The sequence below is a fragment of the Inquilinus sp. genome (genome assembly GCF_039594555.1).
Lineage (GTDB): Bacteria > Pseudomonadota > Alphaproteobacteria > DSM-16000 > Inquilinaceae > Inquilinus.
The window spans coordinates 1-12,982 of sequence record NZ_JBCNNF010000022.1; the positions used below are offsets into that span (position 1 = coordinate 1).

Annotated in this window: 9 protein-coding genes and 1 tRNA gene; 5 read left to right on the plus strand and 5 right to left on the minus strand. The window is 69.0% G+C overall.

Annotated elements, in window-relative coordinates:
- Positions 1–163: 163 nt before the first annotated feature.
- Together ABDW35_RS04050 and ABDW35_RS04055 are read left to right on the plus strand one after the other, a co-directional pair.
- Complete coding sequence (locus tag ABDW35_RS04050) at positions 164–1,177, plus strand: serine hydrolase domain-containing protein (protein ID WP_343712567.1); 1,014 nt, start codon at positions 164–166, stop codon at positions 1,175–1,177.
- Positions 1,178–1,304: 127 nt separating this feature from the next.
- Positions 1,305–3,113: a M2 family metallopeptidase gene (locus ABDW35_RS04055; RefSeq protein ID WP_343712568.1), complete on the plus strand. Its 1,809-nt coding sequence runs from the start codon at positions 1,305–1,307 to the stop codon at positions 3,111–3,113.
- Between the two features lie 156 nt (positions 3,114–3,269).
- Here ABDW35_RS04055 and ABDW35_RS04060 read toward each other — a convergent pair whose 3' ends face one another.
- From ABDW35_RS04060 to ABDW35_RS04070, 3 genes are all read right to left on the minus strand, one after another.
- On the minus strand, positions 3,270–4,631 hold the full coding sequence (locus ABDW35_RS04060) for a glutamine synthetase family protein (RefSeq protein WP_343712569.1): 1,362 nt from the start codon (positions 4,629–4,631) through the stop codon (positions 3,270–3,272).
- A gap of 12 nt (positions 4,632–4,643) precedes the next feature.
- Positions 4,644–5,999 carry an aspartate aminotransferase family protein gene (locus ABDW35_RS04065; protein WP_343712570.1) on the minus strand — a complete coding sequence of 452 codons (1,356 nt, stop codon included), beginning with the start codon at positions 5,997–5,999 and terminating at the stop codon, positions 4,644–4,646.
- A gap of 167 nt (positions 6,000–6,166) precedes the next feature.
- Positions 6,167–6,240 (minus strand) — tRNA-Gly (locus tag ABDW35_RS04070).
- Between the two features lie 157 nt (positions 6,241–6,397).
- Here ABDW35_RS04070 and recR point away from each other — a divergent pair.
- Positions 6,398–6,994 (plus strand): recombination mediator RecR, encoded by a 597-nt coding sequence (gene recR, locus ABDW35_RS04075; RefSeq protein ID WP_343712571.1) that lies wholly within the window; start codon positions 6,398–6,400, stop codon positions 6,992–6,994.
- Here the strand turns inward: recR and ABDW35_RS04080 are convergent.
- A complete protein-coding gene (locus ABDW35_RS04080; RefSeq protein ID WP_343712572.1) occupies positions 6,991–7,455 on the minus strand; it encodes an Lrp/AsnC family transcriptional regulator in 465 nt (154 codons plus the stop codon). The two genes, recR and ABDW35_RS04080, sit on opposite strands and share 4 nt — an antisense overlap.
- Positions 7,456–7,547: 92 nt before the next feature.
- Here ABDW35_RS04080 and ABDW35_RS04085 point away from each other — a divergent pair, with 92 nt between their 5' ends.
- Complete coding sequence (locus tag ABDW35_RS04085) at positions 7,548–8,414, plus strand: EamA family transporter (protein WP_343712573.1); 867 nt, start codon at positions 7,548–7,550, stop codon at positions 8,412–8,414.
- 638 nt (positions 8,415–9,052) lie between these two features.
- Entirely contained in the window at positions 9,053–11,881 is a 2,829-nt protein-coding gene (locus ABDW35_RS04090) for a calcium-binding protein (RefSeq protein WP_343712574.1), read from the plus strand.
- A gap of 86 nt (positions 11,882–11,967) precedes the next feature.
- Here the strand turns inward: ABDW35_RS04090 and ABDW35_RS04095 are convergent, their stop codons facing one another.
- Entirely contained in the window at positions 11,968–12,975 is a 1,008-nt protein-coding gene (locus ABDW35_RS04095; RefSeq protein WP_343712575.1) for an ABC transporter substrate-binding protein, read from the minus strand.
- Between the last annotated feature and the right edge of the window lie 7 nt (positions 12,976–12,982).

The window sequence follows — 12,982 nt, forward strand, 5'->3', positions numbered from 1 at the left end:
TGGGCGGCGTGATGCCCGTCTCCCCTCCTTTTGTCATCGCCGGGCTTGACCCGGCGATCCAGGGGCCACTATGGGCAGGTCTCGCCAGGAAGCTCCTGGATGCCCGGGTCGAGCCCGGGCATGACAATAGAGTGCTGACCGACCTCTGCCTGGACGCCGTCCCATGACCCTTGCCGCCGCGGCCGACGCCGCCTTCGCCCTGGTCGATGAAGCGATCGACGCCGGCCGCATCCCCGGCGGCGTGCTGGGGCTGGTGACCCGCGACGGCGACCGCGCGATCCGCTTCGGCGGCCAGGCCGCCCTGGTGCCGCAGCTGGTGCCTCTGGCCGAGGACACGCTGTTCGACCTAGCCAGCCTGACCAAGGTGATCCTGACCGCCACCGAGGTGCTGCGGCTGGTCGAGCAGGGGCGGGTCGACCTGTCCGACCCGCTGGCGCTGCACCTGCCGGATCTGCGCCAGTACCAGCCCGAGCACTGGGTGCGGCACGTCACCATCCGCCAGCTGCTGTCGCATCGCTCCGGTCTGCCGGCGGTGGAGCCGCTGTACACCTGGGGCAGCGATGCGGAGACGCTGAAGGCGTTGGTGCTGCAGAAGGACTGGGCCGCCGGCGCGGATACCTATTCCGACGTCAACTACGTGCTGCTGGGCATCCTGGTCGAGCGGCTGCGCGACAAGCCCCTGCGCGACCTGCTGCCGCCCGGCGACTTCACCGTTAGCCCCGGCCCGGCCCGCGCCGCCGCCACCGAGCGCTGCACCTGGCGCGGCCGGGTGATGCGCGGCGAGGTGCATGACGAGAACGCCTTCGCACTGGGCGGCCTGGCCGGCCATGCCGGCCTCTTCGGCAGCGCCGCCGCGGTGCTGGACTTCGCCCAGCGCTTCCTGGCTGAGGAGGTGCTGCGCCCGGCGACCATCGCCGAGATTTTGCGCGCCGAGGGCCGCCCGCACGGCCTGGGCTGGCAGGTGCGGCATGAGGGCTGGTCCGGCGGGTCGCTGTGCTCGCCCGACACGATCGGCCATACCGGCTTCACCGGGACGGCGCTGTGGATCGACCTCGAGCGCGGCCACGCCTGGACGCTGCTGACCAACCGGGTGCACCCGTCGCGCCATGTCGAGACCGGCATCCAGGCCTTGCGTCGGGGTGTCTCCAACGCCGTGTCAGCTGCCTGGCCGTTCTGATATCGGGGCGACGGACCTAGGCGGCGATTGACAGGGAATTCCCGCCCGCCTTCCATGGCTGCAATCGACCCGGCCATCGGAGAAGGCCGGCAATTTCTCATAAAATTCAATGCATAGGGGGACCCCGATGATGAGATCCCGCCTGCTGGCCACCGGCGCCGCCGTGGCCGCCCTGCTGTGGGGCATCGCCGCCCCGGCCCAGACCGCAGCGCCGCCCCCGGAGGAGGCCCGCGCCTTCGTCGAGAAGGCCGAGGCCGACCTGGCCGCCACCAGCGAATATCTCAACAAGGCATCCTGGGTGCGCGCCACCTTCATCACCGACGACACCCAGTGGCTGGAGGCCAAGGCCAATGGCGAGTGGACCGAGAAGACCAGCGCCTATGCCAAGGAGGCCTCGCGCTTCGATGGGGTCCAGCTTGACCCGGTGACCCGACGCAAGCTCGACATCCTGAAGCGCAACCTGGTGCTGCCGGCGCCGGACCGGCCGGGCGCGGCGCGTGAGCTGGCGACGCTGAGCACCAAGCTGGATTCCACCTACTCGACCGGCGAATTCCAGCTGCAGGGCAAGACCCTAAGCCTGAGCGACGCCGAGGACATCCTGGCGGCATCGCGGGACCCGGCCGAGACCAAGGCGGTGTGGGAGGGCTGGCACAGCGTCGCACCGGTGATGCGGCCGGACTATGCCCGGCTGGTGGCACTGGCGAATGAGGGATCGAAGGCGCTGGGCTATGCCGATACCGGGGCGCTGTGGCGCTCCGGCTACGACATGCCGGCCGACGAATTCGCCGCCGAGACCGACCGGCTGTGGGGCCAGGTCGAGCCCTTCTACAAGAACCTGCACTGCTATGTCCGCGGCCGGCTGAACGCGAAATACGGCGACGCGGTGCAGCCGAAGACCGGGCCCATCCGCGCCGACCTGTTGGGAAACATGTGGGCTCAGTCCTGGGGCAACATCTACGACCTGGTCGCGCCGAAGGACGAGGCCGAGGGCTACAGCCTGGACAAGCTGCTGGTCGACCGCGGCTACGACGCCACCAAGATGGTCAAAACCGGCGAGGCCTTCTACACCTCGCTGGGGCTGGCGCCTTTGCCGGAGACCTTCTGGCAGCGGTCGCAGATCGTGCGGCCGGAGGGGCGCGACGTGGTCTGCCACGCCTCGGCCTGGGACCTCGACGACCGCGACGACGTCCGCATCAAGATGTGCACCAAGGTGAACGGCGATGATTTCTACACCGTCCACCACGAGCTCGGGCACAACTACTATCAGCGCGCCTACAAGGACCAGCCCTACATCTTCAAGAACGGGGCCAATGACGGGTTCCACGAGGCGATCGGCGATTTCATCGGGCTGTCGGCGCTGACCCCGACCTACCTGAACCAGATCGGCCTGCTGGACAAGGTGCCGGGCGCCGAGGGCGACATCCCGTTCCTCCTGAAGATGGCGCTCGACAAGATCGCCTTCCTGCCCTTCGGCCTGCTAGTCGACCGCTGGCGCTGGGAGGTGTTCGCCGGCCAGGCCGCGCCGGAGCAGTACAATGACGCCTGGTGGGCGCTGCGGCTGAAATACCAGGGGCTGGTGCCGCCGGGCCCGCGCCCGGCCGACGCCTTCGACCCCGGCGCCAAGTACCACATCCCGGGCAACACGCCGTATATGCGGTACTTCCTGGCGGCGATCTATCAGTTCCAGTTCCACCGCGCCGCCTGCCAGCAGGCCGGCTGGACCGGCCCGCTGCATCGCTGTTCGGTCTACGGCAACAAGGAGGTCGGCCGGCGCTTCAACGCGATGCTGGAAATGGGCCAGTCCAAGCCCTGGCCGGACGAGCTGGAGGCCTTCACCGGCGCGCGCAAGACCGACGCCAGCGCCGTGGTCGAGTACTTCACGCCCCTGAACGACTGGCTGACCGAGCAGAACAAGGGCCAGAGCTGCGGGTGGTGAAGCGCTCGCACCAGATGGGCCGGTGCCGCCCCCTCACCCGGAACCGCTGCCGCGGTTCCGACCTCTCCCCGAGGAGAGGTGATCCTCCCTCTCCTCGAGGAGAGGGAGGGGCCCGACGCCAAAGGCGGCGGGAGGGTGAGGGGGTGAGCCGGCCCCTCACACCACCCGCGCGTACCAGTCGAAGTCCAGCGGCGGCACTTGGCCGTTGAAGCGGCGGTATTCGGCCAGCTTGATCTTGGCGAAGGCGTCGACGAAGGCGTCGCCGAGATAGTCGCGCATCAGCGCCGACTCCCGGAAGTCGCGGATCGAATCCAGCCAGTTCGGCGGAATGTCCGAGGCCGGGGCGCCATAGCCGTTGCCGGTTACCGGCGGGCCGGGGTCGCGCTTGTCCAGGATGCCGCGATGCATCCCGGCCAGCGCCGCCGCCAGCGCCAAGTACGGGTTGGCGTCGGCGCCGGCCACCCGGTGCTCGACATGCTTGGCGGCCGGCGGGCCGATCGGCACGCGCAGCGCCACGGTGCGGTTGTTGACGCCCCAGGTCGGCGCCAGCGGCGCGTAGCTGAGAGTCTGGAACCGGCGGTAGGAGTTGGCGTTGGGCGCGAAGACCAGCATGCCGTCGCGGATCGTCGCCCCCATGCCGCCGATGGCGTGGCGCAGCAGGTCGTCACCGCCCTCGGCCGCGAAGCGGTTACCGCCGTCGCCATCCGCCAGGCTGATGTGCAGATGGGTGCCGCTGCCGGTCTCGCCGGCATAGGGTTTGGCCATGAAGGTGGCCTCCATCCCGTGCCGCTTCGCCACGGCGCGGACCAGCCGCTTGTACATAATCGCGTCGTCGGCCGCGCGCAGCGCGTCGGCCCGGTGCTTCAGGTTGATCTCCACCTGCCCCGGCGCGTATTCGCTGATCGCGGTGTCGGCCGGCAGGCCCTGGATCTCGCAGCAGGCGTAGAGATCGGCCAGGAAGTCGCCGAGCTCGTCGAGATCGGCCATGCCATAGGCCTGCTTGCCGGTGCTGGCGCCCCGCGGCGGGATCGGCCGGCCGGTCTCGTGCCAGGATGCGTCGAAGACGTAGAACTCCAGCTCCACCGCCACCACCGGGTGCAGCCCGTCCGCGGCCAGGCGCGACACCACCCGGGCCAGCACCTGGCGCGGGTCGTAGGCCGACGGCGTGCCGTCCAACTCGAACAGCGTCAGCAGCAGCTGAGCCGAGGGCTCGGCCTTCCACGGCACCGGCACCAGCGTGCCGGGAACAGGCCGGGCGGTGCGGTCGGCGTCGCCGTCCTCCCACACCAGCCCGGTCTCCTCCACATCCGCCCCCGTGATGTCGAGGCTGATGATCGAGCCGGGCATGTAGCGGCCGTTGCGCCAGATCCGCTCCAGCTCGCCCACCGGGATGCGCTTGCCGCGCTGCACGCCGCAGGCATCGGTCAGCAGGATGTCGACGAAGCGGACGTCGCGGTGCCGGGCCAGGAAGTCGAGGCACTCCTGGGCGGGATCGGTGGCTTTGGTTATATCGGGCATGTCCGGTCCCCCTCAGGCGTGGCCGGCCAGCGCCGCGGCGCAGGCGTCGAAGGCGTCGTGGAAGCGGGCGATCTGGTCCTCCGTCGTGGCCGGGCTGGTCAGCATCATGTTGTGGAACGGCGCGATCAGGATGCCGCGATTGATCAGGAACAGGTTCACCAGCTGCTCCAGATCCGGCCGCATCGCTGCAGCCGCCTCGCCGCCGGTGCGGTAGGGCGTCGGGGTGAAGTGGAACTCGACCCGGGCGCCGATCTGGGTGACGTGCCAGGCTAGGCCGTGGCGCGCCACGATGGCCTCGATCCCCGCAGCCAGGCGTCTGGCGCGGTCGACCATGCCGGTATAGGCGGCCTCGGTCATTACTTCCTCCAGCATCGCCCGCAGCGCGCGCATCGCCAGCGCATTGGCCGAGAGGGTGGTGCCCATGCCGCTGTGGCCGTGCGGCACGCCGGCCTTGACCCGGCGCATCCGCGCCTCGATCTCGGCGGTGAAGCCGTAGACGCCGCAGGGAATACCGCCGGCGATCGGCTTGCCAAGGGTGAAGAAATCGGGCTCCAGCCCATAGGCGCGGGTCCAGCCGCCGGGGCCGGTGGAGATGGTGTGGGTCTCGTCGATCACCAGCAGCGTGCGGTGCCGGCGCGTCAGGTCGCGCAGGGCCTCGTGGAAGCCGGGCTCGGGCAGCACCATGCCGATATTGGTCAGCGCCGGCTCGGTGATGACGCAGGCGACGTCGCCCGGCGCCAGGGCCGCTTCCAGCCCCGCGAGATCATTGAATTCGACCACCTTGGTGGTGGCGGTCAGGTCGGTCGCCTGGCCCAGCAGGCCGGGGCGATGCACGGACCGGCCGTCCTCCAGCCGCACGAAGGTGTCGTCGACCGTGCCGTGATAGCAACCGTTGAACACAAGGATCTTGGACCGACCGGTGATCGCGCGCGCCCAGCGCAGCACGAAGCGGTTGGCGTCGGTCGCGGTCGTGGTCACCTGCCAGAAGGGCAGGCCGAAGCGGCGGGCCAGGGCTTCCGCCGCTGCCACCCCGTCTTCGGTCGGCAGCATGGCGGTGACGCCGCGGGCGACCTGGCCGGCCACCGCGCGCACGACGGGTTCCGGCGAATGGCCGAACATCGACCCGGTGTCGCCCAGGCAGAAATCGACATAGCGATGGCCGTCGGCATCGACGAGCTCGGCGCCCTGCGCCTCGGCCATGAACAGCGGAAAGGACGTGGCCCAGTCGCGCATCCAGTGCAGCGGCACGCCGCCGGGAAAGGCCTCCGCCGCCCGCTCCGCCAGGCGCCGCGAGGCGGGGTTCGCCGCCGTGTAGCGATCGAGCTCCGCCCGCATCAGGCCCTCGATCACCTTGCCCGCATGGTTCATGTCCTGCCTCCCTCCTTGGTGTGTGGCGCGGAGAGATTAGGGGGAGGCGGGGTTGGCCGGAACCACCCGATGGCGCGGGACGGGCACGGCATCGGCTGCATGGCTCGATCGCCGTCATGCAGCGGGGCGCCAGCATCAGCGGCGCGTCTCGAATCAGGGATGGAAATTGGAGCGGGTGAAGGGAATCGAACCCTCGTCGTAAGCTTGGGAAGCTTCTGCTCTACCATTGAGCTACACCCGCGCGCCGTCGGTTATAGGCGAAGCGCCGATGCCGTTCAAGGCGCCTCGGTGCGATCCGGGCGGAGCCTGTTTGTTCACCGTGCTGGGAAACCGCGCCGGGCCGGTCTAGATAGGGACGAGGCCTGTCCGCGGCGGGTGGACGGCGGAGTGGAGCACGCATGAGCGGCGAGATCGCCACCGTGATGGACCTGCTGGCGCGGCTGCCGGGGCTGGGGCCCCGCTCGGCCCGCCGGATCGCGCTGCATCTGCTGCGCCATCGCGACACCGTCATGCACCCGCTGGCCGAGGCACTGGCGACCGCGGCCGACGCGATCGTGCCGTGCTCGATCTGCGGCAATCTCGACACCGTCGACCCCTGCCCGATCTGCAGCGACCCGGCGCGCGACGCCGGGGTGATCTGCGTGGTCGAGCAGGTGGCCGACCTGTGGGCGCTGGAGCGGGCGCGCGCCTTCCGCGGCCGCTACCACGTACTGGGCGGCACCCTGTCGGCGATCGACGGCGTCGGCCCGGAGGACCTGTCGATCCCGCGCCTGCTGGCCCGCGCCCGCGAGCCGGGGGTGACCGAGGTGATCCTGGCCCTGAACGCCACGGTCGACGGCCAGACCACCGCGCATTACTTGGCCGAGAAGCTGGAGGGGCTGGGCCCCAGCGTCACCCGCCTGGCCCACGGCGTGCCAGTGGGCGGCGAGCTGGATTACCTCGACGACGGCACGCTGGTCGCCGCCCTGCGCTCGCGGCGCGGACTGCAGCCCTAACCCGGCAACGGCGGGTCGCGCGGCGGCACCGGGGTGGACTGGACGATCGAGGTGGTGGTCTGGCCATGCGCCAGGAAGCGGTCGAGGAGCCGGTCCAGCGTCTCGATTGCCTCGACATGCACCTTCAGGATGAAGCAGTCCTCGCCGGTGATGCGGTGGCATTCCGACACCTGCGGCATCGCCCGCGCCAGCTCGGCGATCTTCGGCACCTGGCCCGGCATCGGCCGGATCCGGACGAAGACGGTCAGCGGATAGCCCAGCGCCGCCGGCTCCAGCTCCAGCCGCCAGCCGCGGATCACCCCCGCCTCCTCCAGCCGCAGCAGCCGCTCGCGCACCGCCGGAGCCGACATTCCGATGCGCCGCGCCAGCTCGGCCGTGCCCAGCCGCGGTTCCGCCTGCAGCAGGCGGATCAAGGCGAGGTTGCGCTCATCGGCGAGCAGCGGCGAGACCTGGAAGGCCAAATCGACGGATCTCCTTCGAAGCGAAGGTAAAGGACGAGATCAAGCTTCGTCTGATCATGGGCTGGATTGCCAACGCATGCAAAGCTTCGGCCATGTCCTCCGCCGAAACCGCTCACCCCGCGCCGCTGGCGCAGCGGGTGCCGCCGCAGCTGTTCTTCGTCGTCAGCGCCGTGTTCCACTATCTGGGGCCGGCCTGCGCCGTGCTGCTGTTCGCCCGGGTGGAGGTGCTGGGCGTCGCCTGGCTGCGCATCGCCACCGCCGCCTTGGTGTTCGCGCTGTGGCGCCGGCCCTGGCGGCTGTGGCGGCGCAGCAGCCCGGCCGACCGCCGCACGCTGCTGGCGCTGGGCCTGGTGCTGGCGGCGATGAATGGCTGCTTCTATCTGGCGATCGCCCGGCTGCCGCTGGCCACGGTCGGCGCCATCGAGTTCCTGGGGCCGATCGGTCTGGCGGCGATCGGGCTGCGCAGCCGGCGCAACGTCGTGGCGCTGAGTCTGGCGGCGGCCGGCGTGGCGATGCTGACCCAGATCCGGCTGGAGGGCGACGCCCTGGGCTATGCCCTGGCCTTCGCCAATGCCGGGCTGTTCGTCGCCTATGTCGTGCTGGGCCATCGCGTCGCCGCGGCCGGCGGCGTCGACGGGCTGGCCGTCGCCATGCTGATGGCGCTGGTGGCGATCAGCCCGATCGGCCTGGGCCCGGCCCTGCCGGCATTGACCGGCCCGGCGCTGCTGCTGGCCGGCGTGGGAGTTGGCATCGCCTCCTCGGTCATCCCCTATGTCTGCGACCTGCTGGCGATGGCGCGGCTGCCGCGCGCCAGCTTCGCGCTGATGCTGTCGCTGCTGCCGGCCACCGCCGCCGGGATCGGTGTCCTGGTGCTGGGACAGGTCCCCTCGGCGCGCGACCTGACCGGGATCGGCCTGGTGATGGCCGGCGTCGCCCTGCATCGGGCCGCCCAGGCCTGAGAGGCGGAGCCACGGCGGCGATCCGGAAAAGTCGGCCAAATTGTCGGATTGGGACGACAATCTCACCCTGGTGACACAATCGCGCCACCATCCCCCGATATCCAGGCAGATAAGCGCAGCGATGATGCCGCCTTGGTCCGGCATCCTCGCAAGCAGCCCGCCGGCGGCACGTCCGGCCTGCGAAATCCTCTGATCGACGGCGGATGAGCTCGCCAGCCGGCGGGGCATCGAGGGCGGATTGCCGGTCGAAAGAGGGGCGCGGTATCTTCCAATTTGAACCAAATTCCATGCAATGGATGTGGGGGAGCATCTTGGATGTCATCCGGTTGATCGAAACGGGGCTTGGCGCGGCACGGAAACGGCCCGCGGCATCCCGCATTCCGATGGCAGCGACATCGCGCGCGGCGGACCGGAGCAACGGCCGCCCGAGGGGCCTGCGCCTCCTCCTCTAGCACCCCCCGGCGCCGGCAAGGCCGGCCCTTCTCTGAGACACCCGACACGGCGCCGTTTCCGCCCATCGCGCGGAAGCAGGTGAGGACGCTTTCCAGATCGAAGGCGGCCTGCAGCGCCGTCGTGCCCGGCGCCCGCGCCGGCCTCCGCAGGCAACAGCCTGCATCGTGCAAAAAAGGGGAACAGCAATGGCAGATTTCATCGGCACCGACAGCAGCGAGACGATTGTCGGCGGCTCCGGCAACGACCGGATCATCGGCCGCGGCGGCAGTGACACGCTGACAGGCGGTGGCGGCAACGACGTCTTCGTCTACGACACCCGGTCCTTCGGCGGCGATACGATCACCGACTTCAACACCAATGGCGACCGGATCGACCTGTCCTTCCTCAAGGTCGCCGATATCGCCAGCCTGCAGCCCTTCATGCAGCAGGACGCCGACGATGTCGTCATCCAGCTCGGCTACAACAGCGACACCGAGGTCATCCGCCTGAAGAACGTGTCCCTGGCCAGCCTCGGCACCAGCGACTTCGTCTTCAACACCTCCACCGCCGCGATCACCGCCACCGGCACCGGTTTCCGCGACACCCTGTTCGGCGGCAACGGCAATGACACCCTCTCGGGCGGCAACGGCTCCGACAATCTCGTCGGCGGCGCCGGCGCCGATCGTCTCATCGGCGGTTCCGGCGACGACTGGATGATGGGCGGCACCGGCAACGATGTTTTCGCCTACAACACCCGCTCCTTCAACAGCGACACCATCGCCGACTTCAACACCGACGGCGACAAGATCGACCTGGCCTTCCTCAATGTCGGCGACTTCGGCAGCCTGCAGCCCTTCATGCAGCAGGATGCCGACGATGTCGTCATCCAGCTTGGCTACAACAGCGACACCGAGGTCATCCGCCTGAAGAACGTGTCCCTGGCCAGCCTCGGCGCCAGCGACTTCGTCTTCAACAGCTCCGCCACGGCCCTCACCGTGAACGGCACCGGCTTCCGCGATGTCCTGTTCGGCGGCAACGGCAATGACAATCTCGCGGGTGGCAATGGCTCGGACACCCTCGTCGGCGGTGCCGGCACCGACCGGCTTGTCGGCGGCTCCGGCGATGACCTGATGTATGGCGGCGCCGGCAATGACGTCTTCGCCTACAACGCCCGCTCCTTCAACAGCGACACCATCGCCGACTTCAACACCAATGGCGACAAGATCGACCTGGCCTTCCTCAATGTCGGCGATTTCGGCAGCCTGCAGCCCTTCCTGGCGCAGGACGGCACCGACGTCGTCATCCAGCTTGGCTACAACAGCGACACCGAGGTCATCCGCCTGAAGAATGTGTCCCTGGCCAGCCTCAGCGCCGGCGACTTCATCTTCAACAGCTCTGCCGCGGCCCTCACCGTGACCGGGACCGGCTTCCGCGACACCCTGTTCGGCGGCAACGGCAACGACACCATCTCCGGCGGCAACGGCTCCGACAACCTCGTCGGCGGTGCTGGCGTCGATCGCCTCGTCGGCGGTTCCGGCGATGACTGGATGATGGGCGGCGCCGGCAATGACGTCTTCGCCTACAACGCCCGCTCCTTCAACAGCGACACCATCGCCGACTTCAACACCAACGGCGACAAGATCGACCTGGCCTTCCTGAACGTCGGCGACTTCGGCAGCCTGCAGCCCTTCATGGCGCAGGACGGCACCGATGTCGTCATCACCCTCGGCTACAACAGCGACACCGAGGTCATCCGCCTGAAGGACGTGTCCCTGGCCAGCCTCAGCGCCGGCGACTTCGTCTTCAACAGCTCCGCCGCAGCCCTCACCGTGAACGGCACCGGTTTCCGCGACACCCTGTTCGGCGGCAACGGCAACGACACCATCTCCGGCGGCAACGGCTCCGACACCCTGGTCGGCGGCAATGGCGACGACGTGCTTCGCGGCGGCGAGGGCAGCGATCGCTTCATCGGCGGTGCGGGCATCGATACCGTCAGCTATTACGGCACCAATGTCGGCGTCACCGTGAACCTGCTGGCCGGCACGGGCACCGGTGGCGAAGCCCAGGGCGATACCTTCAGCGGTGTCGAGAACGTCAACGGCTCGAACGTCGCCGACACCCTGATCGGCAATTCCGGCGCCAACCGGCTGCAGGGCTATGGGGGCAACGACACCCTCCAGGGCGGCGACGGCAACGACGTGCTCGCCGGCGGCGTCGGGGCCGACCGCCTCGATGGTGGCGCCGGTGTCGACACCGCCAGCTACTACAACGGATCGGGCGGGGTCACCGTCGATCTCAGCACCGGCAAGGGCAGCGGCGCCGAGGCCCAGGGCGACATCCTGGTCGGGATCGAGAATGTCTCCGGCAGCCAGGGCAATGACACCCTCATCGGCGATGCCGGCGCCAACACGCTGCAGGGCTGGAACGGCGATGACGTGCTGCGGGGTGGCGCCGGGGCCGACCGGCTCGATGGCGGCGCCGGCATCGACATCGTCAGCTACTACACCAGCAGCACCGGCGTCACCGTCGATCTCGGCACCGGCAGGGGTACGGGTGGCGAAGCCCAGGGCGATGTCCTGATCGGGATCGAGAATCTCTCCGGCAGCCAGGGCAATGACACCCTCATCGGCAATGCCGGCACCAATGTGCTGCAGGGCTGGGGCGGCAACGACGTGCTTCGCGGCGGGACGGGCCAGGACACCCTGACCGGCGGCGCCGGGGCCGACCGCTTTGTCTATGCCGCGATCGGCGACAGCGTTGTCGGGGCCGGCGCGGACCGCATCACCGACTTCAGCCGGGCGCAGGGCGACAAGATCGATCTGTCGCTGATCGACGCCAGCACCGGCGCGGCGGGCGACCAGGCCTTCACCTTCATCGGCAATGGCGTCTTCACCAACCATGCCGGCGAGCTTCGCTTCGCCGTCAGCGGCAGCACCGCGACGATCGCCGGCGACATCAACGGCGACGGCGTTTCCGATTTCCACATCGTGCTGAACGGCGTCACCGCGCTACAGGCGTCCGACTTCGTTCTGTAAGGATCGAGCGGCCGGGCACCTGGGCGCCCGGCCAAACGGAAAGGGCCGGCTTTCGCCGGCCCTTCTTTTTGCCCGCTGAGCAGCGGCTACTTGCCCATACCCTTGTCCCAGGCCGCGTGGGTCCAGGCGGCGTCGCCCGGGTCCTTGGTGATCACCGGGTCGCTCTTGCTCGACAGCAGCACCTGGACCGTACGCTTGTACGCCTCCGGGTCGAGCCAGCCGATCTTGTCGTCCGACACGGTGATCAGCTTGGCGATGTTCTCGGCCATGCGGGTCTGCACCGCGTCGGTCGTCGCGCCCGACGCGTCGGCCTCGGCCACGATCTTGCCGGCCTCGTCCGGATGCGCCTTGGCGTATGCCCAGCCCTTGGCCGACGCCTTGATGAAGCGGCCCAGCCGGTCGACATAGGCCGGGTCCTTCAGCTTGGAGTCGAGCGCGTACAGCCCATCCTCCAAGGTCGCCACGCCCTGGTCCTCGTAATAGAAGGTGATCAGGTCCTTCTCCGGCACGCCGGCGTCGATCACCTGCCAATATTCATTGTAGATCATGGTCGAGATGCAGGCCGCCTGGTTCTGCAGCAGCGGGTCGACATTGAAGCCCTGGCGCAGCACCTCGACGTCCGGGTTCGCGCCGGAAGTCGAGAGGCCCAGCTTGCCCATCCAGGACAGGAACGGATATTCGTTGCCGGCGAACCAGACGCCCAGGGTCTTGCCCTTGAAGTCGGCCGGCGACTTGATCCCGCTCTCCTTCTTGCAGGTCAGCATCATGCCGGAGCGGTTGAAGAACTGCGCCACATTGACCAGCGGCACGCCCTTCTCGCGCGCCGCCAGCGCCGCCGGCATCCATTCGACGATGACGTCGGCGCCGCCCGCCGCGATCACCTGCGGCGGGGCGATGTCCGGCCCGCCGGGCTTGATCGTGACGTCCAGCCCCTCATCCTTGTAGAAGCCCTTGTCGGCGGCGACGTAGTAGCCGCCGAACTGCGCCTGGGTGACCCATTTCAGCTGGATGGTGAAAGGATCTGCCGCCTGCGCCATGCCCATGACCGCGAGCAGCGCGGCGGCCGATGCCAGTCCCAGAATGGTCTTTTTCATATGAAGC

Bases quoted from the DNA above. Each gene is read 5' to 3' on its own strand.
- ABDW35_RS04050 (WP_343712567.1), top strand. From the start codon at position 164: ATGACCCTTGCCGCCGCGGCCGACGCCGCCTTCGCCCTGGTCGATGAA.
- ABDW35_RS04055 (WP_343712568.1), top strand. From the start codon at position 1,305: ATGATGAGATCCCGCCTGCTGGCCACCGGCGCCGCCGTGGCCGCCCTG.
- ABDW35_RS04060 (WP_343712569.1), bottom strand. From the start codon at position 4,631: ATGCCCGATATAACCAAAGCCACCGATCCCGCCCAGGAGTGCCTCGAC.
- ABDW35_RS04065 (WP_343712570.1), bottom strand. From the start codon at position 5,999: ATGAACCATGCGGGCAAGGTGATCGAGGGCCTGATGCGGGCGGAGCTC.
- recR (WP_343712571.1), top strand. From the start codon at position 6,398: ATGAGCGGCGAGATCGCCACCGTGATGGACCTGCTGGCGCGGCTGCCG.
- ABDW35_RS04085 (WP_343712573.1), top strand. From the start codon at position 7,548: ATGTCCTCCGCCGAAACCGCTCACCCCGCGCCGCTGGCGCAGCGGGTG.
- ABDW35_RS04090 (WP_343712574.1), top strand. From the start codon at position 9,053: ATGGCAGATTTCATCGGCACCGACAGCAGCGAGACGATTGTCGGCGGC.
- ABDW35_RS04095 (WP_343712575.1), bottom strand. From the start codon at position 12,975: ATGAAAAAGACCATTCTGGGACTGGCATCGGCCGCCGCGCTGCTCGCG.